General features: G+C 29.8%; 29 protein-coding genes. 21 read left to right on the top strand and 8 right to left on the bottom strand.

Annotated features, from left to right (window positions below; genetic code table 11):
- Nucleotides 1-147: 147 nt before the first annotated feature.
- On the bottom strand, nucleotides 148-1,233 hold the full coding sequence (gene asd, locus CUEA01_RS12705) for an aspartate-semialdehyde dehydrogenase (RefSeq protein ID WP_234121981.1): 1,086 nt from the start codon (nucleotides 1,231-1,233) through the stop codon (nucleotides 148-150).
- A gap of 125 nt (nucleotides 1,234-1,358) precedes the next feature.
- Here asd and CUEA01_RS12700 point away from each other — a divergent pair, with 125 nt between their 5' ends.
- The 6 genes from CUEA01_RS12700 to CUEA01_RS12675 all read left to right on the top strand — a co-directional run bounded on the left by CUEA01_RS12700 (nucleotide 1,359) and on the right by CUEA01_RS12675 (nucleotide 5,523).
- Nucleotides 1,359-2,246, top strand: coding sequence for a LysR family transcriptional regulator (locus CUEA01_RS12700; RefSeq protein WP_234121980.1), 888 nt, complete (start codon nucleotides 1,359-1,361; stop codon nucleotides 2,244-2,246).
- 696 nt (nucleotides 2,247-2,942) lie between these two features.
- Nucleotides 2,943-3,542: a zinc dependent phospholipase C family protein gene (locus CUEA01_RS12695; RefSeq protein WP_234121979.1), complete on the top strand. Its 600-nt coding sequence runs from the start codon at nucleotides 2,943-2,945 to the stop codon at nucleotides 3,540-3,542.
- Nucleotides 3,543-3,709: 167 nt separating this feature from the next.
- A complete protein-coding gene (locus tag CUEA01_RS12690) occupies nucleotides 3,710-4,075 on the top strand; it encodes a hypothetical protein (protein WP_234121978.1) in 366 nt (121 codons plus the stop codon).
- Complete coding sequence (locus CUEA01_RS12685) at nucleotides 4,068-4,679, top strand: DedA family protein (protein WP_234121977.1); 612 nt, start codon at nucleotides 4,068-4,070, stop codon at nucleotides 4,677-4,679. The genes CUEA01_RS12690 and CUEA01_RS12685 overlap by 8 nt, the downstream gene beginning before the upstream one ends.
- Before the next feature lie 62 nt (nucleotides 4,680-4,741).
- Nucleotides 4,742-4,963 carry a YdbC family protein gene (locus CUEA01_RS12680; RefSeq protein ID WP_234121976.1) on the top strand — a complete coding sequence of 74 codons (222 nt, stop codon included), beginning with the start codon at nucleotides 4,742-4,744 and terminating at the stop codon, nucleotides 4,961-4,963.
- A gap of 80 nt (nucleotides 4,964-5,043) precedes the next feature.
- The gene (locus CUEA01_RS12675) at nucleotides 5,044-5,523 is read left to right on the top strand and encodes an S-ribosylhomocysteine lyase (protein WP_234121975.1); all 480 of its coding nucleotides are present in this window, start codon (nucleotides 5,044-5,046) and stop codon (nucleotides 5,521-5,523) included.
- Nucleotides 5,524-5,862: 339 nt separating this feature from the next.
- Here the strand turns inward: CUEA01_RS12675 and CUEA01_RS12670 are convergent, their stop codons facing one another.
- Nucleotides 5,863-6,981 (bottom strand): AAA family ATPase, encoded by a 1,119-nt coding sequence (locus CUEA01_RS12670; RefSeq protein ID WP_234121974.1) that lies wholly within the window; start codon nucleotides 6,979-6,981, stop codon nucleotides 5,863-5,865.
- A 314-nt stretch (nucleotides 6,982-7,295) separates the two neighbouring features.
- On the opposite strand from CUEA01_RS12670, the gene CUEA01_RS12665 reads away from it, so the two are divergent.
- The 15 genes from CUEA01_RS12665 to CUEA01_RS12595 all read left to right on the top strand — a co-directional run bounded on the left by CUEA01_RS12665 (nucleotide 7,296) and on the right by CUEA01_RS12595 (nucleotide 21,519).
- Entirely contained in the window at nucleotides 7,296-7,604 is a 309-nt protein-coding gene (locus CUEA01_RS12665) for a hypothetical protein (RefSeq protein WP_234121973.1), read from the top strand.
- On the top strand, nucleotides 7,604-8,143 hold the full coding sequence (locus CUEA01_RS12660; protein WP_234121972.1) for a GNAT family N-acetyltransferase: 540 nt from the start codon (nucleotides 7,604-7,606) through the stop codon (nucleotides 8,141-8,143). Before CUEA01_RS12665 ends, CUEA01_RS12660 begins: the two co-directional genes overlap by 1 nt.
- Before the next feature lie 293 nt (nucleotides 8,144-8,436).
- Nucleotides 8,437-8,973, top strand: coding sequence for a GNAT family N-acetyltransferase (locus tag CUEA01_RS12655; RefSeq protein ID WP_234121971.1), 537 nt, complete (start codon nucleotides 8,437-8,439; stop codon nucleotides 8,971-8,973).
- A gap of 291 nt (nucleotides 8,974-9,264) precedes the next feature.
- Nucleotides 9,265-9,531 carry a CD3324 family protein gene (locus tag CUEA01_RS12650; protein ID WP_234121970.1) on the top strand — a complete coding sequence of 89 codons (267 nt, stop codon included), beginning with the start codon at nucleotides 9,265-9,267 and terminating at the stop codon, nucleotides 9,529-9,531.
- An 89-nt stretch (nucleotides 9,532-9,620) separates the two neighbouring features.
- Nucleotides 9,621-11,240 (top strand): RNA polymerase sigma factor, encoded by a 1,620-nt coding sequence (locus CUEA01_RS12645; protein ID WP_234121969.1) that lies wholly within the window; start codon nucleotides 9,621-9,623, stop codon nucleotides 11,238-11,240.
- The gene (locus CUEA01_RS12640) at nucleotides 11,227-12,945 is read left to right on the top strand and encodes an ABC transporter ATP-binding protein (protein WP_234121968.1); all 1,719 of its coding nucleotides are present in this window, start codon (nucleotides 11,227-11,229) and stop codon (nucleotides 12,943-12,945) included. The genes CUEA01_RS12645 and CUEA01_RS12640 overlap by 14 nt, the downstream gene beginning before the upstream one ends.
- Nucleotides 12,942-14,666, top strand: a complete 1,725-nt coding sequence (locus tag CUEA01_RS12635) for an ABC transporter ATP-binding protein (protein WP_234121967.1) — start codon at nucleotides 12,942-12,944, stop codon at nucleotides 14,664-14,666. The genes CUEA01_RS12640 and CUEA01_RS12635 overlap by 4 nt, the downstream gene beginning before the upstream one ends.
- Nucleotides 14,667-14,730: 64 nt before the next feature.
- Nucleotides 14,731-16,278 (top strand): FAD-dependent oxidoreductase, encoded by a 1,548-nt coding sequence (locus CUEA01_RS12630; RefSeq protein ID WP_234121966.1) that lies wholly within the window; start codon nucleotides 14,731-14,733, stop codon nucleotides 16,276-16,278.
- A gap of 579 nt (nucleotides 16,279-16,857) precedes the next feature.
- The gene (locus CUEA01_RS12625) at nucleotides 16,858-17,274 is read left to right on the top strand and encodes a GNAT family N-acetyltransferase (protein ID WP_234121965.1); all 417 of its coding nucleotides are present in this window, start codon (nucleotides 16,858-16,860) and stop codon (nucleotides 17,272-17,274) included.
- Between the two features lie 24 nt (nucleotides 17,275-17,298).
- Entirely contained in the window at nucleotides 17,299-18,354 is a 1,056-nt protein-coding gene (locus tag CUEA01_RS12620; RefSeq protein ID WP_234121964.1) for a serine hydrolase domain-containing protein, read from the top strand.
- A 14-nt stretch (nucleotides 18,355-18,368) separates the two neighbouring features.
- Complete coding sequence (locus tag CUEA01_RS25155) at nucleotides 18,369-19,247, top strand: GNAT family N-acetyltransferase (RefSeq protein WP_234121963.1); 879 nt, start codon at nucleotides 18,369-18,371, stop codon at nucleotides 19,245-19,247.
- Nucleotides 19,228-19,935 (top strand): MBL fold metallo-hydrolase, encoded by a 708-nt coding sequence (locus CUEA01_RS12610; protein ID WP_234121962.1) that lies wholly within the window; start codon nucleotides 19,228-19,230, stop codon nucleotides 19,933-19,935. The genes CUEA01_RS25155 and CUEA01_RS12610 overlap by 20 nt, the downstream gene beginning before the upstream one ends.
- A gap of 282 nt (nucleotides 19,936-20,217) precedes the next feature.
- A complete protein-coding gene (locus CUEA01_RS12605; RefSeq protein WP_234121961.1) occupies nucleotides 20,218-20,691 on the top strand; it encodes a GNAT family N-acetyltransferase in 474 nt (157 codons plus the stop codon).
- 199 nt (nucleotides 20,692-20,890) lie between these two features.
- Nucleotides 20,891-21,097, top strand: coding sequence for a helix-turn-helix transcriptional regulator (locus CUEA01_RS12600; protein WP_234121960.1), 207 nt, complete (start codon nucleotides 20,891-20,893; stop codon nucleotides 21,095-21,097).
- Nucleotides 21,094-21,519, top strand: a complete 426-nt coding sequence (locus CUEA01_RS12595) for a DUF2178 domain-containing protein (protein ID WP_234121959.1) — start codon at nucleotides 21,094-21,096, stop codon at nucleotides 21,517-21,519. Before CUEA01_RS12600 ends, CUEA01_RS12595 begins: the two co-directional genes overlap by 4 nt.
- A 303-nt stretch (nucleotides 21,520-21,822) precedes the next feature.
- Here the strand turns inward: CUEA01_RS12595 and CUEA01_RS24940 are convergent, their stop codons facing one another.
- From CUEA01_RS24940 to CUEA01_RS12570, 6 genes are all read right to left on the bottom strand, one after another.
- On the bottom strand, nucleotides 21,823-21,945 hold the full coding sequence (locus CUEA01_RS24940; RefSeq protein WP_268906162.1) for a hypothetical protein: 123 nt from the start codon (nucleotides 21,943-21,945) through the stop codon (nucleotides 21,823-21,825).
- Between the two features lie 90 nt (nucleotides 21,946-22,035).
- Complete coding sequence (locus tag CUEA01_RS12590) at nucleotides 22,036-22,374, bottom strand: hypothetical protein (protein WP_234121958.1); 339 nt, start codon at nucleotides 22,372-22,374, stop codon at nucleotides 22,036-22,038.
- A 52-nt stretch (nucleotides 22,375-22,426) separates the two neighbouring features.
- The gene (locus CUEA01_RS12585; protein ID WP_234121957.1) at nucleotides 22,427-24,283 is read right to left on the bottom strand and encodes a hypothetical protein; all 1,857 of its coding nucleotides are present in this window, start codon (nucleotides 24,281-24,283) and stop codon (nucleotides 22,427-22,429) included.
- Entirely contained in the window at nucleotides 24,273-24,731 is a 459-nt protein-coding gene (locus tag CUEA01_RS12580; protein ID WP_234121956.1) for a hypothetical protein, read from the bottom strand. Before CUEA01_RS12580 ends, CUEA01_RS12585 begins: the two co-directional genes overlap by 11 nt.
- A 102-nt stretch (nucleotides 24,732-24,833) precedes the next feature.
- A complete protein-coding gene (locus CUEA01_RS12575) occupies nucleotides 24,834-26,138 on the bottom strand; it encodes a type IV secretory system conjugative DNA transfer family protein (RefSeq protein ID WP_234121955.1) in 1,305 nt (434 codons plus the stop codon).
- On the bottom strand, nucleotides 26,135-26,929 hold the full coding sequence (locus CUEA01_RS12570; protein WP_234121954.1) for a zinc ribbon domain-containing protein: 795 nt from the start codon (nucleotides 26,927-26,929) through the stop codon (nucleotides 26,135-26,137). The genes CUEA01_RS12575 and CUEA01_RS12570 overlap by 4 nt, the downstream gene beginning before the upstream one ends.
- Nucleotides 26,930-26,988 lie beyond the last annotated feature (59 nt).

Genomic DNA, 26,988 nt, shown 5'->3' with positions numbered 1-26,988 from the left:
ACGATTCTTTCAATGTTATTACTTAACTGAACCAATCTAAATTCCGTAGGTATTGGGGAATTTATTATTGAAAGTGTTTTGGTATTGTTATATAAGGATAATTGGTTTGCACTTAAACTTCGTGTATCTGTATGCGACGAAGTATTGTTACTTTGCAGTTAAATATCCTTGGGCTTTTAAAAGTTCAGCGGTTAATACTCCACCGCCGGCTGCACCTCTAAGAGTGTTGTGGGAAAGGCAAACAAATTTATAATCATAAAGCTTATCTTCTCTAAGTCTTCCCATAGATATTCCCATTCCATTTTCATAGTCTCTATCCAATTTAGTTTGTGGTCTGTTATCTTCAGTAAAGTAGTGTAAAAATTTCTTTGGAGCGCTTGGAAGATTAGCAACTATTTCTGAAGCTTTATAATTTTCCCAAGCAGCTAGTATTTCTTCTTTTGAAGGCTTTTTCTCAAAGCTTACGAAAACAGCGGCTAAATGGCCATCAGCCACAGGAACTCTTATGCATTGAGTTGTTATAATTGGATTTTCTGCATTTACAATCTTATCATTTTCTATTTTACCCCATATTTTTAATGGTTCATTTTCACTTTTTTCTTCTTCACCACTAATGAAAGGTATTACATTGTCAATTATTTCAGGAAAATCATCAAAGGTTTTACCAGCACCTGATATAGCTTGATAAGTGCAAGCAAGTATGGTTTTAGGTTTGAAATCAAGCAGTGCACTTATTGGAGGAACATAACTTTGAATTGAACAGTTTGGTTTAACTGCAATAAAGCCTCTTTTTGTTCCAAGACGTTTTTTCTGAGCTTCTATTATAGCCGTGTGATCTTCATTTATTTCAGGTATAACCATAGGAACATCAGCAGCATATCTGTTGGCAGAATTGTTTGAAACTACTGGTGTTTCATGTTTTGCATATTCTTCTTCTAGTTTTTTTGTTTCTTCTTTGTTTAGTGAAATTGCACAAAATACAAAATCAACTTGGCTGCAAATTTCATCAACATTTAAAGCATCTTTAACTACGAGTTTCTTTACCTTTTCAGGGATAGGTTCATTCATTTTCCATCTATCTTTAACTGCTTCTTCATAAGTTAATCCAGCTGATTTTTTACTAGCAGCGATAACCGTTACTTCAAACCAAGGATGATTCTTTAAAAGGCATGCAAATCTTTGACCTACCATGCCAGTACCGCCTATTAATCCAACTTTTAATTTACTACTCATAATGACACCTTACCTTTATTTATAATTTGAATCTCTCTAATAACTATGCTATCATATGTTTAAGAATTAGTAAAATTGATAATTTTAATTGCAATAATCAATATTTTTGATAGAAAGGTGATAGTATGGATTTTAAACAGCTTAATGCATTTGTAACTATAAGCAGACTTCATAGTTTTACAGGGGCAGCAGAAATGCTTGGATACGCTCAATCAACAATAACCAATCAAATTAAGCTTCTTGAAGATGAACTTGGTGTAAAGCTTTTTGAAAGAATAGGGAAAAGTGTAACTATGACTCATGAAGGAAAAAAACTATTACCCTATGCAAAACAAATGATGAAATTATCTGAGCAATTTAAAAATGCTGCTTTTAGCGAGGAAAAACCAACAGGTACGTTAACTATAGGAGCAGCTGAATCACTTTGCGTTATAAGGCTCCCAGGAATACTCAAAGAATATAGAAGACTTTATCCAGAAGTTGAGGTTTCTCTAAAGTTTGGAAGCTGTGCTGATTTTAGACACTTTTTAAAGAATAATATAATTGATGTTGCATTTTCTCTTGGTACAAAGATTGATTCAGAGGATTTTATTAATGAGGTCCAATTTGATGAGCCTATGCTGTTACTTGCATATCCAGGTCACCATCTCATAAGTAAAGAAAAGGTGTATCCAAGGGATATTGCGGATGAACCAATGGTGCTTACAGAAATGGGCTGTAGCTATAGAGCAGCTTTTGAAAATATTTTAAGTGAATATAATGTAAAATCTAATTTAGTATTAGAAACTGGTAGCGTTCAGGCAATAAAGCAATTTACCATGAGTGGACTTGGGATTACACTTCTTCCTAAGGTGGCGGTTGAAGATGAATTAGAATCCGGAAGATTAATACCATTAAATTGGGCAGGGCCAGATTTTGGAATAGTATCTCAAGTACTTTATCATAAGGACAAATGGATTTCACCTGCACTTAAAGCCTTCTTAGATTTATCAAAGAATATTATGTCTAAGTAAGTGTATTGCAGGATATTAAATAAAATTAATAAATCTAAGGCAAAAAACTTTAAAAGCCTAAGAAGTTTCAATAACTCGCTGAAAGTATGCTCAGACAATTGAAACATCTAAGGCTTTTAAAGTTTTTTACCTAAGATTTATAAAATTTTATTTAAATCATCCTACAACACACTTACTTCGCAATGTACACGGTTTTAAAGGTAAAAATTCCTTCGTGCCTACGGAATTTTGGTTTAGTACAGAAACAATATTTATTGCTAAAATCTTTAGAAGTACTATATTAATTTGTTATAAAATAATTATATATTGTGAAACAAATCTGTAGCGGATTAATTAAAGAACCTTTGGCAGGTGTAGGAAAAAAATGATGTTAGGGAATAGTGGCGAAAAAATTTCTAAAATAAAATTGTATAAAATTTACCGCTTAGTTTTATTAATTTTATTTAGGATTTTGAGCCGCTATTCACTAACATTATTTTTCTACACCTGCCAAAGGTTCTTTGATTTTGCACTACATTTTGCTTCACAATGTTTAAGGTATGCGTATAAATATTTCTCAATAATAGAAAATAAAAAGGTGTGTAACTTGTTAATAGAAATTTACAGTAGTTTATAAATAATTAACATAATTTAGGTTTCAAAGCACTACATAAGGTAATAATATTATAATAAGAATAAAAAGAAGAGAGTGATGAAATGATTACAAATACGCATATTATATTTTCACAAATTTTATATGAAAATTGTCTAAAAAGTCTAAATTTTAAACTTAATAAACGTAGATTCATGTATGGAAATATTAAGCCTGATATATTTTGTAATCACTTAAAAGATAATCACACCTTAGATGGAAGTATAGAACTTGTAGCTGAATACTCAAAAAGGTTAATGGAATGTAAATTTGATATAAGTAGGTTTTCTGTTGATTTGGGTGTAATATGCCATTATGTTTGCGACTATTTTTGTATATATCATACAAATAAGTATGCTGGTAGGAATATTTTTAAGCATATTAGCTATGAAAGGAAACTTCATAATAAGTTACTTGATATGATAAAAGAACAAAAAATCGAAGTTAAAAGCAATTCTAGCCTGTATGAAAAAGATATAGTGAAATTTATATATTGTATGCAGGAGAAGTATTTTAATGAAAAAGAATCAGTAGCAAAAGATATTACGTATGCATTAAAAACTGCTAATACGGTAACTCAAGCAATTGTATACAATAGTCCTTTGAAGATATTAGAATATTCAGCAAGTGACAAAGCAGTAAATAATTTAGGAAAGATATCTTAAAAATATTTGTTTTAATTTTATACTGCTAAAGATAAATCACATTGAAACTTAAAAATTATTTGTACTAAAATGCCAGCTTCTAGGCACCATGATAATTGATTTTTATAGTTGAAACGGTATATATATATGGATTATAATGATTATAAAAAATATGAAACGGGTGCTATATGAACAGAAAAGAGAAATTAAGTATACTGTCAATATTAATTATTATAATTCTTATTTTGATGACAAGGCAATCTGTACAGCTTCACAGGCAAATTAAAAAAATTAAGAGACCTACAATTGAAAATAGGCAATTTGGAAATATGAGTGTTTATAAGTGGGTAACAGTGAGGGATTTGGCAAAAAGGCATAATTTAAAAGAAGAAAATATTTTTAAAGCTTTAGAAATTAAGCCTGAAAAAGGCGATGAAAATATGCCAATGGGGGAATTAGCAAAAAAGTATAATAAAACTCCACAGCAAATTGAAACTGATTTAAAGAAAATAATAAAGAAACACAAGAATATAGAGGGCCTAAGATATGAATAGTTTTACACAATTGTTAATACAATATTTCAGACAGTATAATATACTGGTTTTAAGTATTCTGATGATATTGCAGGGAATTGGAATTCCTCTTAGCGTATCTATTATAGTAATAGCGTGTGGAGCGTTTGCATATACTGGTGAGTTTAATATATTAACTATAGTTTTAGAAGTATGGTTTTTGGCATGGCTTGGCGATTGCATAGGATATTTTTTTTGGAGAATAATTGGATACAGATTGTTAGAGAAGTTCCCTAGATTGAATAAATATTTTGATCCCAAACTTGTGAAAGCTCATAACTATTTAAATAAGCATGGTAAAGCTGCTGTTTTTTTAACAAGATTTGCAATTTCACCTATGGGGCCTTTTGTAAATATAGCAGCAGGTGTTGTAAATTATGATATAGTTCCATTTAGCTTATTTGCGCTATTTGGAGAACTATTTTGGACAGGTATGTATGTTGGCCTAGGATATTGGTTTGGTGATTCATGGGAAAATATTGTCCCAATAGTATCTGAATTTGGGCAAATAATTACATATGGGGTTGTTTTAGCAATAGTCGTATATATGTTTATCAAGATAGTTAAAGGCAAAAGTAAAAAATAGTGTGAAAGAAAATTGTATATTTAAGTATAATAATGGTAAGCTTGTTATAGGAGGTGTTTTAAATGGCTAGTATAAAATATGAAATTAAAGAAAATGCAGGAGTTCTTTCAGAATCAGCTAAAGGCTGGAGAAAAGAATTAAACTTAGTAAGTTGGAATGACAATGCTCCTAAATTTGATATAAGAGATTGGTCAAAAGAACATGATAAAATGGGTAAGGGAGTAACTCTTACTACAGAAGAATTAAAGGAACTTAAGAATATTTTAAATAATATGGAGCTTTAATCCAGAATACCTATATCAGTACTACTTGAAATGATATATGATAAATGGTACTATACAGGTATGTATAGGAGGTAATTATTATGGAAAAAATTGCGAGTTTTACAGTTGATCATTTAAAATTGAAACCAGGTGTTTATGTTTCAAGAAAAGATAAGTTTTCTGATGTTGTTATAACTACTTTTGATATAAGAATGACAAGCCCTAATGATGAGCCTGTTATGAATACAGCTGAAATGCATACTATTGAGCACTTGGCTGCAACATTTTTAAGAAATCATAAAGATTATGCTTCAAAGACAGTATACTTTGGACCAATGGGTTGCAGAACAGGATTTTATTTAATTTTACATGGAGATTATAAATCCAGCGATATAGTAGATTTATTAAAAGAAATGTATAAATTTATTGCAGACTTTGAAGGAGAAGTACCTGGAGCTGCTGCAAAAGATTGTGGAAACTACTTAGATATGAATTTACCAATGGCAAAATACTTGGCAAAGAAATTTTTAGCTGAAGTTTTAGAGAACATAGGGGAAGACAGACTTAATTACCCAATATAAAATTAATGCGAAGCATTAAACCAAAGTACAAAGTATAAAGTACAAAGTACAAAGAAGGATGATTTTCTTCCGCTTTGCTACGGAAAATCTTAAAACTTGTTTTTTTGATTGCTTACGCAATCGTTTTATTATTGTTGTCAACGAAGCTGACAACAGTTAAGTTTAAGATTTACCTGACGTAAGGAAAGGTAAATCATCCTTCTTTGTACTTTGTACTCTGTACATTGTACTTTGGTTTAGTTGCTTCGCAATATTAAACATGTACTGCCATTATTTTCTTACCATTTATTTCAATGAGCTCTTCTTTAAATTCTTTAGTTTTATTAAAATTAAAAACAACTAAAAATCCTTATGTTTAGTTTTAATTTTTGAAAGCAGGTAGTTATAAATTATTTCTTCAAATATTTTATTGCTTATGACAACAGTATTGTTTTCTTCTCTGAAAAAGCCGTAGGTTAGACCTAAATTAATTAATGGGTCTAGGGCATTAAAAATTATATTTTCACCTTGAACTAAAATTCTACTTACAAGCTCATATAATTCTGCATTGTTTTCTAAATTTTTAATTAGGCTTTCAAACAAGGTGTTAACCTCAGAAATAATACTTTTTACAGCTTTATCTATATCTTGCACTAACCAAGGAAGTTTTTTATTTGTATAAAAATCCTCATCGATTATTTGGCATACTCTACTTACTAAAAATGGATATCCATTTGTAAAATAATAAATTCTTTCTGATAGTTCCTTTAAGTTCATAGAAAGCTTATTACAATCTGAATAATCCATGAGCATAGTTTCGATTTCAGAAGTGTTAAAGCTTAAATCTATCTTGAAGTTAACGGCTATATTCCAGGGAGAATTGTATTTAGTATCTTCATCATTTCTTATTTTAAGTTTTAAAGTTTTAATATCATGAATTCCAGCTAAAATAATTGATTTAAAGGTATAATCTTCTTCAGCTTCTCTAAGTAAATATTTATTTCTAAGCATACCTAAGAAACTTAAAAATAGTTGATTGTTAGAAGATTTATCTACTTCATCTATAATTAAAACAACTTCTTTTTCTAGTTTTGAAACAAATTTAGTTATAACATTAGATAACTCTTCAAAATCATTAATTTCACTATATAAATTTAGTAAGATTTCACTGGCAGTTTCATCAGATAATTTTATGGATTTTACCATTAAATTTAGAAACTTATTTGAAAATAATTTTTCATCTTTAAACAAAAGATCTCCAATGCCATCAAAACTAAGGGAAATGACCAAATATTTTGAGGCAAGATATTTTTTTAATTGATTTAATGTAGTTGTTTTCCCATATTGTCTTGGCCTGTTTATTAGAAAATATTTTTCTTCATCAATAAGTTTTTCTATTTGCTTTACCTTATTATCTATATTAACCATATAATGCTTTCTTGGAACACAAAGACCGGTGGTATTAAAGCACTTATTCATTAACTTCACCTCAATGTTATACATACATATACCGGCTCAACTAATTAAAATTCATGTGCACCAAAATGCCCAGAAGACGGCATTTTGGTACAAATAAATTTTAAGTTTCACCATGGTATATCTTTAATTATATCAGAACTTATATTTTTTATACACATTAATGTTTGGTATAAAAAATAATATAGAATCATTTTTTATCTTTATTTTAACAGAGTTTGGCATTAACATTATAGGTGGTATAGATAAGCAATTTGAAAAGTTAAAATTGCTTATCCATAAATGAGGTGAGGTATACGGAAAGTGCTTGCATAGAGTTGAAAAAAAGGGATTACGAAATAGTTAAAAAGTTTTTTGCTGATAAGAAGTATAGAGTGCCAGCTATGGCAATGTTAAATGGAGATTTCCCGGGAAAAGTATTTGTAGATAATATAGACAATCCTGAAATTGTAGTAGTTTGGGCTTTATCGAGATGGTCATATATTTCTTGCAGGGAAATTTCAAATAAGCATGAAGAGTTTATTAAAGAAATAATTATTAATAAAGTTAGTCCTATATTAAATAAAGTAGGAGAAAATAACTTTGAAATTCATGTTGATAAAGCTGACTTGAGAGGTGAAATTTAATGAATGTTGAAACTAGACTCGCAAATAAGGAAAACGCGGATATAATTAAAAACTTATACCCATTGTATTTATATGATTTATCTGAAATTTATGGAAATGTTCCAAATGAATATGGAATTTATGAAGAAGAGCCAATAAAAACCCTAGAAGAACAATATAATTTGCAGAATATATGGTTTGAGAAGCCAGAAAAGCTTTTTCCTTTTATAACTTTTCTAGATAATAAACCAGCAGGATTTGCTTTAGTTGCAAGTGAAGAATATGCTCCTAAAAGTACTGACTATTATATGTATGAGTATTTTTTGCTTAGACCATACCGTGGAAATAACATTGCTGAAATTGCAGCAAAACAAGTTTTTGATAAATTTCATGGTAAGTGGGAAGTTTATACAAACCCGACAGAGTCAAATAAAAGGGGAAAACCATTTTGGCATAAGACTATTAATAACTATACTTCGGGGAATTTTCAAGAATTTTTTGGAACAACTTTTGATGGAGAAAAACTAATATTTAAATTCAATAATAAGGCTATGTTTTAAAAGAATGCTGATATGAGCTTATGACATTAATGGACTCTAAGAATTGCTCGTTTATAATTTGCTACCCATTTAGATGCATCGTCCTGATGCCTAAATGGCTTTGACCGTCCTAGTCAAAATTACGCAAATTATAAACGAGCAATCCTAAGAGTCCATAAAAGTCAACACATCACATCAACATTCTTTTAAAAATAGCCAAACAGACTAAAGGAAGCTATGTCTTAAATAAGTGTGAAAATCAACACTTATTTAAGACATAGCCAATAATAAAGTATTTAAGGGGGAAGAGAATAATGAAAACAATAGAAACTGAAAGATTATTAGTAAGAAATTTTAAAATTGAAGATTGGAAAGATCTTAAAGAATACATTTCTAATGAAGATGCCTTTGAATTTGAACCAAGATGGGATTCAAGTGATGAAGCCTGCAAAAAAGAAGTAGAGAATTTTTCAAAGGGAAATACTTTTTTAGCGGTACAATTAAAAGCAACTGGCAAAATGATAGGACATGTTTATTTTTCAAAGGAAGGACCAGAAGAATTTATGACTTCAGAGCTTGGCTATATATTTAATCCTTTATATTGGGGAAATGGATACGCGGCTGAAGCTGCAAAGGCAGTAATTCAATATGCATTTGCTGAACTTAATATGCATAGGGTAATAGCAAAGACTAGTCCAGAAAACACAAGGTCGTGGAAGTTAATGGAGAGATTATCTATGAGACGTGAAGGGTATGCTTTAAAGGCAGTAACCTTTAAAAAGACAGCAGATGGAGAGCCAATATGGTGGGATGAATATCAGTATGGAATCTTAAAGGAAGAGTGGCAGTAACTTACTATAAATAGTTTAAGCGTTGTGATATAATAAATGGAAAATGGTACTGGGGGTGTGTTAATGTCATTAAACTTACGAGGCTCTGTGCAAGGTCTGTAAATATGACAAACCTATACAGAGATGTAGAGATATACCAGTTAAACTACCAAAATTAATTTGCACCATAATGCTTTGAAGATAGCATTTTGGTACAAATTAATTTTGAAGTTTCACAGGGTATATCTTTAGTAGAGCATATATGCAGACTTTGCACTTCTAATTTGAAATATAAATTAGGAGTTGAGTTTTGTGAAATATGTTAAAGCTGAAAATGTCTTACCAGATACATTACTTAAGGAAATTCAAAAATATATTCAAGGCGAATATATGTATATTCCTGCTGAGCTTAAAAAAAGAAAAAAGTGGGGAGAGAATTCTGGAAATAGACAATATATGAAGATAAGAAATGAAACTATAAAGCAAAAATATAAGAGTGGCAGCACTATAGATAAATTAGCGGAAGAGTTTTTTCTATCTGTTCACAGCATTAAAAAAATTATATATGATAAAAAGTAAATAATTTTTTGGATAGGTTAAAGTTTTTTTGAAAAAGACCTATCCTTTTTTTGTTTTTTGGTATTTTATATATATGAGGTGACTTTTCCATGGAAAATCAAATTGTAATTAATAAACAGATGATAGATACACTTATAAATAAGAATTTAGAAAAAGTTTTTGGCTTTGCAGTTAAGCGTACAGAAAACAGCAATGAAGCTGAGGATTTAACACAGGATATACTTTTAGAAGTCTGTAGATCATATGTGAAAATTAAATATTATGAAGGTAAAGAAGCTTTGGAGGCGTGGCTATGGACTGTGGCAAAATATAGATATTATAAGTGGCTAGGAAGAAAAAATAAAAATTCAATTACCTATATAGAGGGAATTGGAACAGAAAAATTAAAATTAGAAGTTAATATAGATGAAAAGATTATAAAAAATGAAGAATACAATTGTTTGCGAAGGGAAATAGGACTGCTATCTAAAAGCTATAGAGAAGTTGTTGTTAGTTATTATGTGCATGAAAAAAAATGCAGTGAAATAGCAAAAGAAATGGACATGTCAGTGGCAACAGTAAAATGGAGACTTCATGAAGCTAAAAGAATGTTAAAGGAGAGAATTGAGGAAATGAAAAATTATACAGAAAGAACTTATTCACCAGGAAAGCTTAATCTAGTTACAAAAGGAAATTTTACATCTCCATATTCCTCTTTTTATGTAAAGGCTAAGGCAAAAAGCTTACTTAGACAAAATATACTTATTTACGCATCAAAAGCAGCAGTAACCATAGAGGATATAAGTCTTGAACTAGGTGTCCCACGAGTGTATTTAGAAGAGGATATTGAAACACTTGAAGAAGAAGAACTTTTAAAAAAATTAAGTAATAATAGATATAAAACTAACTTCATTATAGTAACAGAAGAAAGTCAAAAGTTTATAAAGCCATTATTAAAAGAAGCCGCTGAACTTTTATGTGAAAATATAATGGGGCTATTACAAAAAGAGGATTTCCATAGCAAATTAAAAAGTATTGATGCTAAAAAAAGCTTTAAAGAAATAGTTTGGATTATTGTTCCGAGACTACTCGCAAGTTATTTTGATGATGAAAAAATCAACAGAGAAATGCCTATGAGGCCTCATGGAAATACCTGGCGTATTATGGGCTTTGAAGGCGGAGAGCTATTTCAAAAAGATAGAAATAAATGGATATCAATTAGATATACGAAAGCTGGATTATTACAAAGTGTATATGGGGAGGAAAGTGTAACTAAAAATATGCTTTCTTCAAGTGAAATAAAATTGTTTGCCAAAGTTATAAGAGAGAAAAGCAGTGTAGAAGGTTTAAGTAAAGATGAGGAAGAAACTGCAGCTGAGCTTTTAAACTGCAATATAATCAAAATTCAAGAGGGGATTTTAAAATCTAATGTAACAGTTTTTACTAAGGAGCAATATGAAAGCTTTGAAAGTGAAATTAAAAAATTGGCAGATAAATTAAATACTAGCATAGTTAAAAGTTTTTTTAATAAGGTAGCAGTTGAATTAAGCAATTATTATAAAGATATGAATAAAAAAGAAATAGAGGCAGATGCGTGTATATTTTTTGATATTTTGAATGAATACGCTTTGGAATATTTAAAGGTTAATGATTTAATAAGTATTCCAAAGAAGCTTACAGATACTATGTATTTTGTTATAGAAGGAAATGATGAAAATGAAAAAAGGTAATCTAAAAGGACTTGTTTTAAGTTTAAAACCTTATTATTTAATTATGCTTGTATGTGCTGTAATTTTAATTTTAGATGCAGTCGTAAAGATTGGAATTCAATATGGGCTTCAAAAGGTTATGGATAATGCAGTTAGTAAGAAAAGTGATATTTTTGTAAAATATTTATGTTTTTCAATAATTTTAACAGTAATAGGCATGTTTACAGCTTATTTTTCAAAATACCTTTCAGAAAAGTTTTGTAAATCCTTTAATTATGATGTCCAAAACAAATTAGTTTCACATCTGCAAGAGTTGCCACTTCATATCTTGGAAAGGTACTCTAATGGTGATTTAGTTTCAAGAATAAATAATGATTTACAAATATTAGTTCAATTTTTAAATGGAATTTTACAGTTTGTATCAAATGCTGTGTTAATGCTTTTGGCTTCAGCATATATGATTTATGTTAGTCCTAAACTTTTCTTAGTTACTTTTATTTTAATGCCTGTTTCAACTGTAATTTATAATAAAATCAATAAACCAGTGCAAAGCCACTCAAAAAAATTGATGGAAAATGCTTCAAATATAAATGATATACTTCAAGAGGTTATCAATGGAATATATATTTTAAAAGCTTTTAAACTTGAAATATTGTTTATGAAAAAATATGAACAGGTTTCAAATAATATAAAAATTAAAAGACTTAAAATAGACAAAATATCTTCATGGCTAACACCAATTTTTTTAATAGTTAGGCTGGCACCTCAGCTAATATACGTAACTTATGGAGGATATCTTGCTATTCACAAGGAAATGTCAATTGGAAGTCTTTTTGTATTTTCTACTCTTGTTGTTTATGTACTTGGACCAATAGAAAATATTTTAAACTTTGTAGATAATATGAGACAGTCTGTTCCGGCTTTAAAGAGGATATTTGAAATTATGGATTTAGAGGCTGAAGAAAATAATGAAAGTGATATAAAGATTGATGTTAATAGTACTGCAATTGAATTTAAAGAGGCGGCATTTTCATATGATGGAGAAAATAATGTTTTTGAAAATATTTCATTTGAAGTGCCTAAGGTAAGTTATACAGCTTTAGTTGGAAGTAGTGGGATTGGGAAAAGTACAATATTAAAGCTTATATGCGGATTTTACAATTTAAGTGGCGGAAAGATAAAGATATTTGGAAAGGCTATTGAAAATGTAAATATTAAAAGTGTGAGAAAGCTTATAACTTATATGTCACAAGAAAGTTATCTCTATCCTGTTACAATTTCAGAGAACATAGCTATGGGAAAAGAAAATGCTTCTTTGGAAGAAATAATAAATGCTGCTAAGCTTGCCAATGCCCATGAATTTATAGAAAAATTGCCAAATGGGTATGACACTATACTTGGAGAAGGTGGAGGTGGACTTTCTGGAGGTCAGTGCCAGAGAATAGCTTTAGCTAGGATGATAATAAAAGATGCACCTATAATACTTTTGGATGAACCAACAGCAGCACTAGATGCGAAAGCAGAGGCAGCACTTACTCAAACCTTAGAAAGCGTAACAAAGCACAAAGCTGTAATAGTTGTAGCACACAAGTTATCAACTATAAAAAATGCTTCCAATATAATTGTTTTTAACAAAGAAGGAATTGTAGAAACTGGAACTCATGAAAAATTAATAAAAAATGGAGGAGTTTATGAAGAACTATATAAGGCAGGTTTTACAGTATGATTAATGGTGAATTAAGTAGAATTTTATCACTTATGGGAAAGAGAAAAAAGCTGTACATTTTTTCAATGACGGTAGAAAATTTAGTAACTTCATTTTGCTTTAATATAATAATTGCTTTTATTACCCAGGATATATTTAATGGCATAATATATGGCAAAATGGGATTAATTAAAGAAGCAGTTATACTTGCAATTGCATCCTTTGCAATAGGAACTATAATATGTCCTATTGCCTCATATGTTAGGCGTCTATGTATTAGAAAAACTATGTATGAAATAAGAAATTCAACTTTTAATAAATTAGAAAAAATTAAAATAAAAGAGCTTGATAGGGAACATAGTGGAAGGTTTATTTCAATCTTAACCAATGACATCAATAATATTGAAGCTGCATATGTAAGCCAAATAAGGATGCTATTTTTTGCGGTAATACACAGTTTTACAGCTCTTGCAATTATATTTTACATGCAGTGGCAATTGGGATTAATTATAATTGTATTTGGATTTATAACAATAATTGTAAATAAAGTTTTGTCGCTTAAAATTAGTATATTAAATGATGATATGCAGGAGATGCTTGGAAGAATTACGGAAAGAATAATAGATTTAATAAATAGTACTGCAATCACAAAAATGTTTTTAGCGGAAAGAAAAGTATATGGTTATTATAAAAAAGAAAGTGACAAGGGTTATGATGTTTCAATGAAGCTTACAAAATTCGATGCTTTATTTGAGGCAGCTAATGTATTTTTATCAAGTTTTCAATATATAGGGGTTTTAGGTGCTGCCCTTTACATGGTATATAAAGGATATATTATTATTGGAACCGCCGCAGCAGTAGTGCAGCTTATGGGAAATGCAAATTATGTATTTGAAAGTATTGGAAGCTTTATGAAAGACATTAAAAAATCAGCTTCATCCTTAAAAAGAATTAAAGAATTTATGAAATTAGAGGAGGAAGATTTAAAAATCGCAGAAGTAGAAAATAAAGAAGAAAATTTTGATATAAAGCTAAAAAGTCTATATTTTGGGTATGAAGATAATTCTATATTAAAGGGAGTTGATTTAGTAGCCACAAAAGGGAAAATGACTGCGGTTGTTGGCTCCAGTGGATGTGGTAAGAGTACTATAATAAAACTTTTGCTAGGCTTTTATAAGGTAGATAAGGGTAATATTTATATGAACAACAGTGACTTATCAAAAGTAAATTTAAGTTTTATTAGAGAAAAAATTGCATATGTTGCTCAAAAGCCATATTTGTTCAATGCAACTATTGGAGAAAACATAGGCTATGGAAAAGAAAAGGCTTCAAAGGAAGAAATAATAAATGCAGCAATAAAGGCTAATGCCCATGATTTTATAATGGAACTTCCAAATGGATACGACACTTTAATAGGTGAAAATGGAGGTAATTTATCTGGAGGGCAAAAACAGCGTATAGCTTTAGCAAGAGCAATTCTTAAGGATGCCCCTATAATGCTTTTAGATGAGCCAACCTCAGCATTGGATTCAGAAACAGAAGCTTTGATAGTAAGTGCTCTTGATAAATCCTGCAAAGATAAAACTTTAATTGTGATAGCACATAGATTGAACACAATAAAAAATGCAGATATGATATATGTTATGGAAAATGGAAGGGTAATTGAAGAAGGAAAGCATGAATATCTTATGGGAAAACCATCTATATATAAAAAATTGTATGAATTGCAGTATGCAAACTGAATAATTTAATGTAAATATCAAATGCTAGAATAATAAGTAAATTTATTTGAAGAGGAGAATTTTTATGGAGAATTCAACTGATAAATATTTAAAATCTTATTGGATAGCATCAACAAAAAGTACGAATTATCCTTCTTTAAAGGAAGATATAAAAGTAGATGTTGCAATTGTAGGTGGTGGCATTGTTGGTATAACAGCAGGTTATCTTTTAAGGGGACAGGGAATAAAAGTTGCAATACTAGAAGCAAGTAGAATACTTCAAGGAGCTACGGGTTTTACTACTGCAAAAATTACATCACAGCATGGATTAACTTATGATAAACTAATAAGTTCCATGGGAATAGAATGTGCAAAGGAGTATGCTGAAGCAAATGAAAGCTCTATAGATTTTATTGAAAATACAATAAAGGAATTAAACATTAATTGTGATTTTGAGAGATTGCCAGCAGGTATATATACAAATGATGATAATTATGCTAGGGATATTGAAAAGGAGTTAAAGGCAGCGGAAAGAGTTGGAATAAAATCAAAATGTATAGATAGGCTGCCCATTGACATACCCATAAAATCTGCACTTATTTTTGAAAATCAAGCTCAATTTCATCCTAGAAAATATTTAATGCCTTTAGCAGAAAAAATAATTGAAAGTGGAAATCAAATATATGAAAATACAGAAGTATATGAAGTTCAGCATGGAAATCCAATTGTACTAGTTATAGCCAATGGTAAAAGGGTAACTGCAAAGAAAGTTATTATTTGTTCTCATTTCCCATGCTATGATGGAATGGGACTTTACCTAACAAGGCTTAAACCAGAAAGATCCTATGCAATTGCTGCAGATATTGAAGAAAAGTTTCCAAAGCTTATGCTAATAAATGCAGAAGATCCTACGCGTTCTTTGAGGGCCCAAAGGGATGGGGGAAGGGAACTTGTACTAATTGGCGGAGAAAATCATAAAGTGGCTCATGGCGATAATTTAAAGGAGCATTATGATAATTTAGAGAAGTTTGCATCAGATATATTTACGGTTAGGGATATTCCTTATAGATGGTCGCTGCAAGACTACATAGCAATAGACAATGTTCCGTATATAGGCAACATAACTGATTCAAAGGAAAATTTATATGTAGCAACAGGCTTTAGAAAATGGGGCATGACAAATGGAACGGCAGCAGCTAGGATACTTGTAGATAGGATTTTGAGTATAGACAATCCCTGGAGGGATGTATTTAATCCATCTAGAAAGTTTACGAAAGAAGCGTATTCAAAATTATTTACTGAAAATTTTGATGTGGCAAAAGAACTTGTTATGGGGAAATTAATGTCCGGTGAAGCTGAAATAAATATTGAAAAAGGGGAGGGAAAAATAGTTAAACTGGAAGGCAAAAAATATGGAGCCTACAGAGATGACGAAGGTGAATTACATATTGTAAATACAACTTGTACCCATGTGGGCTGCCAGCTGAAGTGGAATAATGCTGAAAAATCCTGGGATTGTCCTTGCCATGGTTCTAGGTTTACTTATGATGGAGAAATATTAGAGGGCCCAGCAACTCATAGATTAAATCACTATAAGGCAAGGAAAAATAAAATAGATCCAAACTTAAATTAAGATGCAGTTATTTATATGTAAGACTTAAATATTTCGAAACAAAGTGTAGTGCAAAATCAAATAACCTTTGGTAGGCGTAGAAAAATTATGTTAGTGAATAGCGGCTCAAAATCCTAAATAAAATTAATAAAACTAAGCGGCAAATTTTTTAAAGCTTAAGAACTTTCGATAACTCGCAAAGATTAGCTCAGACAATCTAAAGTTCTAAAACTTTAAAAAATTTTCCACTAAGTTTTATACAATTTTATTTTAGAAATTTTTTCGCCACTATTCCCTAACATCATTTTTTTCCTACACCTACCAAAGGTTATTTGATTAATCCACTGCAGTTTTGTTTCACAATATATAATTAGTTTCTAGCAAATTAACAGAGTAATTTTAATGGTTTCAGTAATAATTATTGTTTATGCACTATACCAAAATGCTCTTACTTAGCAATATTTTTTAGTGTGATGGCATCTTTAATGTAGAAAATAGTGCAGAAAAAAGTTTTACCTATAAATTACCATGATTTTGGCGTAAAATTATAAATGAATATGGATGAAAGTTTGTTAATTAAAATAGGGGGGAGAAAACAGTATGGCAGGAAAATTTTTAATTAAGGAATTAACTGATAAGGACGTTGAAGTTCTGGAAGAAAAACTAGATACTTATGATAGGGAGCATGTAACATATAAACTAAATGGTGAAGTTTCTATTGGAATTAAAGATGGTGATAAATTAATTGCTGGAGCTTATGGATGCATGACTGATTTTAAAATACTTTATGTGGAAACTGTATATGTTGATGAAGAATATAGAAGACAAGGCGTAGGAAAAAGGCTAATTGAAGAAGTTGAAAGAAGAGCAAGGGGACTTCAAGCTAATATAATTCGTTTGGATACATATAATTGGCAGGGGAGAGATTTTTATAAGGCAATAGGGTTTGAAGAGGTTGGAAGCTATGAAAGTAAAGAAGATGGTTTTTCTGAACATTTTTTCTTAAAAAGGCTTTAAGATGTTTAAAATGAGGTGACATATATGAAATTAAATAAAGAAATAGAACAAATAACTAATAAATATGCTAAAACTAAAAATTTTTCGGGAACAGCTTTAGTAAAAAGGGGAGAAGAATTAATTTATTCTGGTGCTTTTGGTTATGCACATAGAGGTTTTAAAATTGCTAATAATATAGATACAAAATTTGATATAGCATCAATAACAAAAACTTTTACAGCGGTAGCAATAATGCAGCTTGTAGACCAAGGAAAAATAAACCTTCAAGCTAGCATAACTAAATATGTGGATTTAAAGGGAACAAGGATAGGAGATAAGGTAAAGATATTTCATTTATTAACTTATAGTTCTGGAATTGCAGATGATGCAGATGAAGAAGCAGGTGAAAGTTATGAGGCAATTTTTAAAAATAAGCCAACCTATTCAGTGCGTAATACTATAGATTTTATTCCACAGTTTGCATACAAGGAACCAGTTTTTGAACCTGGAACAGGAGTTCGTTACAATAATTGTGCCTTTGTACTTTTGGGATTGGCTATTGAGAGCGTTACAGGTATGAGTTATAGGGAGTATGTAGATAAAAATATTTTTAAAGCAGTAAATATGCAGCACACAAAATTTTGTGCTATGGATGATGTAAATGAAAATACAGCAGAAGGATACAATCCAGTAGAAGATAAAGAAGGAAATATTATATCTTGGAGAAAGAATATATTTTCATATCCACCAATAGGTTCACCTGATGGAGGAGCGTATTCAACTGTAGGAGATTTAGATATATTTTTTAGGGCGTTGAAGGATGGAAAATTATTATCAAAAAAATCCACAGAAGAAATATTAAAACCACATGTACTTCAAAAGGAACTTCCAGATAAAACTCTCATGACAGGCTATGCCTTCTTTTTTAGATTAGATAAAAATAAAAGAGTATATCGTATATCTAAGGAGGGGGAAAATGTAGGAGTTCAAGCAATGTTTGGATATTATCCTGAGATTGATACAACAAGCGCTATTTTAGCTAATCAGCCGTGTGAACTGTGGAATATGTATTATGAAATTGAAGCTTTACTTATTAAATGAAAGGGGTAAGGCTTGTGATTATAAAACAATTGTGTAAAAAAGATATTAAGCTTACAGCAAAGTTTATAGAAAGTAAAAATAAATATGAAGAAAGTAATGTTGGGTATTGCAGCGATACCTACGAAGAAATATGTGAAGATTTAATCGATGAACTTGAAGAAGCTTCTCATGAAAACCCATTTATTTTAGCTTATGAAGAGGATAAAATTGTTGGAGTAGTTGGACTTGATTATGATGATGAAAATAAAAGTGCTGAAGTTTGGGGACCATTTGTAGAATATGAGAACTGGCAGTATTGTGCAATGGAAATGTGGAAAGAGCTTGTAAAAAGAATTCCAAAGAAAACGAAATTTACATTTTTTTATGCAGCTCAAAATGTAAATTGTATAGAGTTTGCAGAAAAGCTCAATACAAAAAATATCGATTGTTATTTTATAATGGAACTTAATAAAACAAGTTTGAAGCTTAATGCTTATGAAGACGGATGCAAGGAATTAAGTAACGATTTTTATGAGGATTTTATAAAATTTCATGAATACACATTTAAAAATTCATATTATACAGGTAAGCAAATAATTGAAAAAATGAGTGATAATAACAAGGTCTTTATTATGCAAGAAGCAAATGATTTAAAAGGATATATTTATGTTGAAGCTAATACTGAATTTAAAGAAGGAAGCATAAATTTTTTAGGGGTAAAAGCTTCAGAAAGAAATAAAGGTTTTGGAAAAAAGCTTCTCGCATGTGGAATTAAGTTTTTGATACGCTGCCATAATATAGATAAGATAGAATTAACCATAAGAAAGGGAAACACACGAGCAATGAATTTGTATAAAGCTGCTGGTTTCATAATTAAAAAGGAGTTAAAGGCGTATGAAGGAAGAAATAATTAATTTTATAGGTACAGGAAGTGCTTTTAATACAAAGCTTGGCGATAATAGCGCTTTTATAAAAAAAGAAAATAGCTTAATTCTAATAGACTGCGGCGGAACTGTTTTTAGTAGATTGAGGGAGCTTAATCTATTGGATGGAGTAGAAAATTTGTATATTGCAATTACTCATACTCATCCAGATCATGTTGGAAGTCTTGGAGATTTGATATTTTATTCATATTATATTTTAAAACATAAGGTAAAGATATTTTTTCCAGAAAAGCAGGTAATGGAAAGTTTTTTAACTAATGTAGGTGTAAGTAGTGAGCAGTATGAATTTAATAGTTCAGCATTTGCAGAAATAAATGATTCTAATTTGGGAAAAATAAATATAAAATTTTTGCCTGTTACACACACAGATACAATACCAACCTATGGTTTTATAATGAATTTAAATGGAAGTGCCTTTTACTACAGTGGTGATTCAAATAATTTAAGCATGGAAATAATTGATAAGCTTAAAAGTGGAGAAATTAAAAGAATTTATCATGATACCTGTGGATTAGATTATGCTGGTAATCCTCATTTATCTATTAAAAAGCTTTGCGAAATAGTCCCACAGGAACTTAGAAATAGGGTTTACTGTATGCATCTTGATGAAAACATAACTGAGAAGCAGATAATTGATAGTGGATTTAATGCGAAGTAAGTGTATTGCAGGATATTAAATAAAATTAATAAATCTAAGGCAAAAAACTTTAAAAGGCTAAGAAGTTTCAATAACTCGCTGAAAAGACACTCAGACAATTGAAACATCTAAGTCTTTTAAAGCTTTTTACCTAAGATTTATAAAATTTTATTTAAATCATCCTTCACTGTACTTTGTACTCTGTCTTTTGGTTCGCAATATTTAAAATTTGTGTATAAAAAATTTTTGTGCAACAGTCCCTATGGTATGATTAAGTATTTTAAATGAAGAGGAGATATGAATATGAAGATAGTAGAAAAAGATCCAAACTCGCAAGATGCTTTTGAAATGATAGAGGAATTATCAGAAACTTTAATGAAAATAACAGGTAACAGTGGAAAAGGTTCCTTTAATACTCAGGATATTTCTGATGTTCGTGCTGTATTTGCAGTAGCATATAGTGATGAAGGAGAGCCTATTGGTTGTGGGGCAATACGTCCAATTGATGAACATATAGCTGAAGTTAAAAGGATGTATGCTAAAAGTAAAGCTAAAGGTGTTGGAACTGCGATTTTAGCTTATTTAGAGAGACAAGCTAAAAGGTTAGGATATTCTAAATTATGTCTTGAAACTCGACTAATAAATAAAAGGGCAGTAGCTTTTTATGAGAGAAGAGGATATCACCGTATAGCTAATTATGGGAAATATGCTGGTAGAGAAGAAGCAGTATGCTTTGAAAAAGAAATTAAAAATGTAAAAGACACAAGAAAATTATAAAAATTCATTGAAACGGTGTGTGTTAATATTTTATGGCTAAAACAATAAAATTTAATAAGAAGTATCACAAAAAGAGCATTAATAAGGATAGTATTAGTGCTGTTTTTTTTGTATTATGGAAAGTTTACTTGACATAAAGTAGTTGCAATGATAATATTTATGTAAAGCAAACTTTCCATAAGATTAGGAGTGATAATTTTTGAAAAATAGGTTAGAAGAAATACGAAAGCAACGAGGTATTAAGCAAGAAGAACTAGCTTCTGCTTTAGAAGTTTCACGGCAAACAATAGGTTCTCTTGAAAATGGCAGATATAATCCATCAATATTATTAGCATTTAAAATAGCTAGGTATTTCAATATGTCAATTGAAGAAATTTTTATTTATGAGGGGGAAGAATTGAAATGAAACAAAAAAGATTTTTATTTGTAATTTTATCAATAGTAGGGATAGTATTGTTAGTCTTATCGAGTCTAGTATTAACATCAGATAAATTAAAAATGGTAAATGGTTTGTTTAGTGGTTTTGGTTCTGCAATGTTGGTATTGGGAATTGGAAAATTACTTGAATCTTTTATAGTATCAAAAGTAGAAGATGAAAAAATTAAACGATTAAAAGAAATTGAGGTAAATGATGAACGTAATACAAAAATTAGGGAAAAAGCAAGTCATACGACACTAAAAATTATGAATTATATAATTTTTATTTTAATATTGATATTAGCATATATGAAGGTAAATAAAATATTTTTGATTATTTGTGTTTCGTTAATAGTTGCGGAGTTTATATTACTTATTTTATTTTCAAATTATTATGCGAAAAAAATGTAAATATAGAGGATGATAGGTTTTTAGATCAGGTGAGATTAAAAGCTTTAATTTCAAATATATAGTAATAAAGAATTTGATGTAGAAAATTTAAATAGTTGCTTTAAACATAAATAGCAACTGTATTTTTACCACCAATTGAGGCAAAATATTACTCTGAAGTTGTTAAATCCAAATTGGTATAAATAGAAAACTAGCTGTTTTCATTTCGCTTATTATAATAAGGAGCAACCTGTAACCCCTGACATAAGTTTATTGAATTTAAACTCATCTAATGTCATAAAGTAATTTCCAACAGCTCCAGCTTTAGGACCTTCTAACGTTTAATGTATAATTTTCAACTTTATCAATGCTAGGATAACCTTTTTGTGCTTGATTTAGCTTATTATATTCAATTGGGTCATAGGTATATACATTATTAACAGTCATATTTCAACTTAACTTCCAGCACTGGAATATTAATATTACCGTAAATTTCTACACGACCCCACTTGAATTGCAATTCATTTTTTAATTCTGCTACCTGCAAAGTTTTTTAAGAAATTCTCTATATAACTCATCTAATTTAAGAAATTCTTCTTTACTCACTCCTGTATTATAAATATCTGATGCTTCATCAAGTTGCATTGTAACTTTAAATACTTTGTTTGAAAGCACATTAATATCAATATACACCAAATAACCATCTGTATGTATTGGCTTAAACAGAAAATACGTTTCACTATCTATTTCTTCTAAATTTCTTTCTCTTAAAAGTTCCTTTACCCTAGAATTTTTTATTTCATCTATGGTCATTCCTGCCTTTAAAACTATATTACCGTCAAATATTATATCTCCCGTTTTCTTATCTATTCGCATAAATCTAACTCCTTTCTAAGTATTTTTATTATTAATATTTTGACTAAATAAATCAATAATCATAAAATTCATCTTCGTCTTCATCTAAATTTTCGTCTGATTCCTTGATAGATGCTGTACTATTACAATTAACTGAGCTTCCAATTGTCGCTTCATCACAATTTTCATTGTCCAATTTTTCTAAATTATCATCGAAACTTAACATATCATTATTATAATCGTTAGCATTTAATTCACTATTATTTGTTTCTTCATTATGTTCTATATCTACTTTTTCTGCTTCTCTAGCAATTTCAGCTTGCTGATCTTTTTCTGCTTGTATACTTTCTACTATTGACATGTCACTATGGTAATCTGCCGTTTTGCTTGTCCCAAAGTTTTCATCTTCACAATTTTGATTTTGTTCTAAATTTTCGTTTGGAACTTTTATGACACTATCTTCTTCAGAAGATTCACTAGCCGCTGCTTCATCCATTATTTTAATTTCATCATTTTCAATATCTACCTTACTATCATTAACTAAGTTTTCTTCTAGAACCTTGCTATTTTCTGTTTCTTCATTAGTCAAATAATTTTGGTTTTGCACTTTTTCCAAAGCCTCTTCTGAATTTATCACTTCATTCTCATCTATATTTTGTTCTTGCATTTGACTCGAAATTTTTTTTGAATCCATTGTATTATCGTTACTTAGTTCTAAGCTTGTGTTATCATTCTTATTTGAATTTTCCTCATACAGCTGGTCCTTTTCACCTAAAGCTGTCCTTCTTCCATCAGTATCTTCATTCTTATCCCTTTCAATAGGCGTATATATAAGATCCCTATTTACTATATCTTCTGGATCAAGGCTTGTATAATTTTCATAATCTTCTTTTATGCTTCCCTCTAATTTAGTGTTCTCTTTAAAATTATTTAATTTATCATTAGACGCATCATCCTCAATGTTTAACAATCTTTTTTCATCATAACTTAAATTTTTCTCAAGATCAGAGGCTTTTGCTTTTAGATATTCTGATTTTTCTAGTGTTTCTTTTGGACAGCAGGTATCTGCGCTTAACATATGCTCTTTTTGTTCAACAGTAAAACCATCTAATAAGGATTGGTCTCTATTAAATGTTTCTCTTACCTTTAGTAAATTTTGCTTATCAAATTGTAAATCTTTGTTATTATGATTAATACTATCTTTTATTTTACCAATATAATTACTATCTTTATCTTTCTTTTGTAGTTCATCAGTATATTCTTTGATTAAACAATTATTTGTAACAGTTAGTTCATGAATTTCAGTTCTCATTTGGATTAAGTCATATGCTTGTTCAGATATAACCTTATTATTAAGCTCTATGCTTCCATCATCACTTAAATTATCAGAAAATTTATTCTTAACGCTATTTAATCCTTCCTTTGTATTTTCTGAAAGTCTTTCATCATTTTCAAACTTATTTAAATCTATTGGTATTATAGTATCATTTAAACTATGCTTATTATTTCTGTATGTTTCTTTTATCATTTCACTGCCATTAGGTACTACTATTTGCTGCAATCCGCCTTTACCATAATTAGTATTAGCATTTATAACACCTTCTGCAGATAATATATCTTCATTAATGACATAAAATCTTGCATTAGTCTTATACTGAGGCTGGCTATTTTCATTTTGATAATCATAATATGGATTAACTTGTAAACCTTGACACAAATTTATTGAATCTAAATTGCCATTTTTAAAATCCTCTAATGTCATAAAGTAATTTCCACCTGCTCCAGCTTTAGGACCTTCTAATGCAACTAATATTGTGCCTTTTTTTAATGTATAATTTTCAACTTTATCAATCCCAGGATAACCTTTTTGTGCTTGATTTAGCTTATTATATTCAATTGGGTCATAGGTATATACATTATTAACAGTCATATTTCAACTTAACTTCCAGCACTGGAATATTAATATTACCGTAAATTTCTACACGACCCCACTTGAATTGCAATTCATTTTTAAATTCCTCTACCTGAAAAGTTTTTTTTAGAAAGTCTCTGTATAATTCTTTTATTTTACAAAACTCTTCTTTACTCATTCCTGTATTGTAAATATCCGCCACTTCATCAAGCCTAATTATTATTTTATAAACTTTACTTGAAATCGTATTAGCATCTATATATATTAAGTAATTATCTGTACAAATTGGTTTAAATAACAAATGAAGTTTGCTATCTATTTCTTTTAAACTTTTTTCTCTTAAAAGTTCCTTTACACTAGAATTTTTTATTTCATCTATGGTCATTCCTGCCTTTAAAACTATATTATCGTCAAATATTATATCTCCCGTTTTCTTATCTATTCGCATAAATCTAAATCCTTTCATTTATAGATAAACCGCTTCAACTACTGAAATTCATGTGCACTATAATGCTCAGAAGATGGCATTTTGGTACAAATAAATTTCAAGTTTCAAGGTGTTTTATCTTTATTTATAAAGTAACGGCTGAAAAAAGAAGGGTTCCTCATTTAATAGGGACACAATGCATTGCCCTACATTTAATTTTACAATATCCCAATCCTCTATTGCATTCATAATCATTAAAGAATCATTTACTCCTTTGAAATAATTTGATGACATAACACCAACTTTTCTTCTATTTTTGCCATGTCTTTCAGAAATTATTTTTCTACTATTTTCATCAAACAGTTTAAAGCAGAAAAATGTTCCAAAACCGCTTAGTAAGCTTTGAGCCAGTGGTTTAGAATATGTATTTTCAACTTGACCTATATTTTGAATTCCTGCTATAACCTTTACTCCTAAAGATCTTCCAAAGTTAAGTGCATTGTCCATATAATTTAATTTGGGAATCAAGGGGAACTCATCCAAAATAAAAAATACATTTCCTTTAGTTTTATTTTGTCCAAGAGCCTCCTTCATAGCTAAATCAATCAATACAGTATATATTGCTTGGAGCACATTACCGTTTGCTATATCGTACTCTAAGAAAATAGATTTACCACCTTTATTTTGAATAGCTTCTCTTATAGAAAAATTGCCTTCATCTGCAAAAGAACCAGTAAAAACCTCTTGAGCAACCATGAAAAGAGGTGATAAATAACTTTGTGTAGTTGGACTCTTATCATTCATTATATACGAAGTTGCCCAAAGTAAATCATCATATTTAGATATATTTTCCCGCAAGTCTTTTGCCACGGATTTATTTAATAAATCTTTTAATTTTTTATTATTCCATGTCACATTCTTGTCTTTCATTTCTCTCAAGTGGCAGGTGATTAATGCCGTCAGTATATCCCTTGCTCCCATTATAAAGGTTGGATTTTGTGAGGAATCTATATATTTTTTAAACAGAGATGATGTAATTTCTCTTATAGTATCTAATTGTTCTTCCTCTGGTGACATAATAATATCCTTATAAATATTCCATAAGGCTACATTATATTTACTATGAAGCCTATTTTTATTACCTATAACTAAATCATCTTTTCTATAAAATTCAGATAAATAATCGCCTTTTGCATCAAAAAAAACAATAATATCATTTTCAGTAACACTTCCTATTATTGAATTTACTATGTGATACATTAGATTTGACTTTCCACTTCCTATGGAGCCTAGTGCTAGAATATGCTTACTTAGTAACTCGTCATCAAGGACTATGCCAGTATTATTTTGTCCACGAATTCCACGTGCAGCCTTGCCTTTCCGTATTATAGTTCCGGGTTCTATATGTTTTAACTCTTGTCCTTCTACAACTTCACTGAATATCATTTAAAAAACTCCTCATCACTTTTTTCACAAGAAGTACTGCTTTTCTCTTTTTCAATTTTATCCTGACTACTTTTTATTGTTATATCTGGGGCCCATTTTTCAATTGCATGATCTCCCATTGATTTAAAATCAAGTATTATAGCTCCAATTTCTCTCATAAGTTCTACAGTATCTTCTGATGGAAATGCTGATATAGTTGCAGCGGCACCTTGCCCAGTAAGTTTATTTCCAAAGCTTCCATCTCCAAAATTTATTGGCGAACCATTTGCACCTGTTGAATAGACTGAAAGTTCATAGCTTACCTTTCTAAACTTAAGAAGAAATACTATAGCTAAGGTTAAAAATATAGCTAAAGGTATTATTGAAATTTTAGAGCCAAATTCTGAAAATACACCCCAGGTTTTATTAAACATAAAGAATAGACTAATTAAACTAAACAATATTCCTAAAACAAGTTCCATTATATTTATTCCTGTTCCAAAGTATGTACGAACTCCGCTTATTGTTTCTATAGGCACTTCACTAACTAATTTGCTGCTGCCCCCACCAGATTTTCCAAAAGCATGAAAAATAACTCTCTTATTAGTAACTGTAACAAAACCTTCACCTTGAGGTTTCTTTAAGGTTGTACAATGGTACGTTTTAACCTTAACCTCTCCTTCACTAAGAGCCACAAAAGTTTTGTAGTCTAAGCTACTTTTATTGGAACTACTATTAATAGGTGCCCCGCATTCTCCACAAAAAGTGTCATTTTCATTGTATTCTGCTCCACAATTTGAACAATTTGACATTTTAAATGCCCCCTTTACAATTAATAGCTTGATTATACTAAAATAGTAATATATTATCA

Source organism: Clostridium hydrogenum (genome assembly GCF_021432385.1).
Lineage (GTDB): Bacteria > Bacillota > Clostridia > Clostridiales > Clostridiaceae > Clostridium_S > Clostridium_S hydrogenum.
Note: the sequence above shows the minus strand (reverse complement) of the source record. Positions and strands in the feature narration are given on the sequence as shown.

Coding starts and splice junctions, on each gene's coding strand:
- CUEA01_RS12620 (WP_234121964.1), top strand. CDS start 17,299: ATGAAATTAAATAAAGAAATAGAACAAATAACTAATAAATATGCTAAA.
- CUEA01_RS12695 (WP_234121979.1), top strand. CDS start 2,943: ATGATTACAAATACGCATATTATATTTTCACAAATTTTATATGAAAAT.
- CUEA01_RS12590 (WP_234121958.1), bottom strand. CDS start 22,374: ATGCGAATAGATAAGAAAACGGGAGATATAATATTTGACGGTAATATA.
- CUEA01_RS12670 (WP_234121974.1), bottom strand. CDS start 6,981: ATGAATAAGTGCTTTAATACCACCGGTCTTTGTGTTCCAAGAAAGCAT.
- CUEA01_RS12605 (WP_234121961.1), top strand. CDS start 20,218: ATGAAGATAGTAGAAAAAGATCCAAACTCGCAAGATGCTTTTGAAATG.
- CUEA01_RS12570 (WP_234121954.1), bottom strand. CDS start 26,929: ATGTCAAATTGTTCAAATTGTGGAGCAGAATACAATGAAAATGACACT.
- CUEA01_RS12595 (WP_234121959.1), top strand. CDS start 21,094: ATGAAACAAAAAAGATTTTTATTTGTAATTTTATCAATAGTAGGGATA.
- CUEA01_RS24940 (WP_268906162.1), bottom strand. CDS start 21,945: ATGACTGTTAATAATGTATATACCTATGACCCAATTGAATATAATAAG.
- CUEA01_RS12690 (WP_234121978.1), top strand. CDS start 3,710: ATGAACAGAAAAGAGAAATTAAGTATACTGTCAATATTAATTATTATA.
- CUEA01_RS12675 (WP_234121975.1), top strand. CDS start 5,044: ATGGAAAAAATTGCGAGTTTTACAGTTGATCATTTAAAATTGAAACCA.
- CUEA01_RS12685 (WP_234121977.1), top strand. CDS start 4,068: ATGAATAGTTTTACACAATTGTTAATACAATATTTCAGACAGTATAAT.
- CUEA01_RS12630 (WP_234121966.1), top strand. CDS start 14,731: ATGGAGAATTCAACTGATAAATATTTAAAATCTTATTGGATAGCATCA.
- CUEA01_RS12655 (WP_234121971.1), top strand. CDS start 8,437: ATGAAAACAATAGAAACTGAAAGATTATTAGTAAGAAATTTTAAAATT.
- CUEA01_RS12575 (WP_234121955.1), bottom strand. CDS start 26,138: ATGATATTCAGTGAAGTTGTAGAAGGACAAGAGTTAAAACATATAGAA.
- CUEA01_RS12585 (WP_234121957.1), bottom strand. CDS start 24,283: ATGACTGTTAATAATGTATATACCTATGACCCAATTGAATATAATAAG.
- CUEA01_RS12680 (WP_234121976.1), top strand. CDS start 4,742: ATGGCTAGTATAAAATATGAAATTAAAGAAAATGCAGGAGTTCTTTCA.
- CUEA01_RS12645 (WP_234121969.1), top strand. CDS start 9,621: ATGGAAAATCAAATTGTAATTAATAAACAGATGATAGATACACTTATA.
- CUEA01_RS12610 (WP_234121962.1), top strand. CDS start 19,228: ATGAAGGAAGAAATAATTAATTTTATAGGTACAGGAAGTGCTTTTAAT.
- CUEA01_RS12625 (WP_234121965.1), top strand. CDS start 16,858: ATGGCAGGAAAATTTTTAATTAAGGAATTAACTGATAAGGACGTTGAA.
- CUEA01_RS12640 (WP_234121968.1), top strand. CDS start 11,227: ATGAAAAAAGGTAATCTAAAAGGACTTGTTTTAAGTTTAAAACCTTAT.
- CUEA01_RS12660 (WP_234121972.1), top strand. CDS start 7,604: ATGAATGTTGAAACTAGACTCGCAAATAAGGAAAACGCGGATATAATT.
- CUEA01_RS12700 (WP_234121980.1), top strand. CDS start 1,359: ATGGATTTTAAACAGCTTAATGCATTTGTAACTATAAGCAGACTTCAT.
- asd (WP_234121981.1), bottom strand. CDS start 1,233: ATGAGTAGTAAATTAAAAGTTGGATTAATAGGCGGTACTGGCATGGTA.
- CUEA01_RS12635 (WP_234121967.1), top strand. CDS start 12,942: ATGATTAATGGTGAATTAAGTAGAATTTTATCACTTATGGGAAAGAGA.
- CUEA01_RS12580 (WP_234121956.1), bottom strand. CDS start 24,731: ATGAAAGGATTTAGATTTATGCGAATAGATAAGAAAACGGGAGATATA.